The organism is Halomonas sp. IOP_14 (genome assembly GCF_021021315.1).
Lineage (GTDB): Bacteria > Pseudomonadota > Gammaproteobacteria > Pseudomonadales > Halomonadaceae > Vreelandella > Vreelandella titanicae.
This window is the reverse complement of the sequence record NZ_JAINWD010000106.1, coordinates 1-500: the sequence shown is the minus strand read 5'-3', so window position 1 is coordinate 500 and position 500 is coordinate 1. Positions and strand designations below refer to the sequence as shown.

Sequence of the window (500 nt, the reverse complement as noted above, 5' to 3'; positions counted from 1 at the left end):
AAGACTACAGCTTCAAGAACCCGCCTTACGCTCAGCTACACGAACACCAGGCCCCCAATCTAGGGGAGCACGCTCAGCGAGAGGATTACGAACACTACGACTACCCAGGGCGCTATAAGAAGGACGCCTCCGGCAAGCCGTTCACCCGCCACCGACTAGAATCGCTACGTGCCGACGCCACCACCGCCGAAGCGGAAAGTGACCTGCCTGAACTTGCCCCCGGTACCTGCTTTACTCTCACCGACCACGATATCGACAGCCTCAACCGTGCTTGGCAGGTGGTATCGGTGGTGCACCACGGCGAGCAACCTCAGGCGCTAGAAGAGGATGGTATGGCGCGGGGTGGCTATGACAGTAACAATGGGGGGAGCAGCGCTGCGCAAGCAGGCGAGCTGATGACCCGCTACCACAATGAAGTGGTGATCATGCCCCGGGATCAGACCTTCCGCCCGGTGCCCAACCCCAAACCGCGGGTCGATGGCCCTCAAGTGGCCTTTGTG

1 protein-coding gene is annotated in these 500 nt (G+C 60.8%); it reads left to right on the top strand.

Annotation, left to right across the window (positions count from 1 at the left end; genetic code table 11):
* Nucleotides 1-500: contractile injection system protein, VgrG/Pvc8 family (locus K7H09_RS24300; RefSeq protein ID WP_269064096.1), on the top strand; the 500-nt coding region annotated here is incomplete at both ends.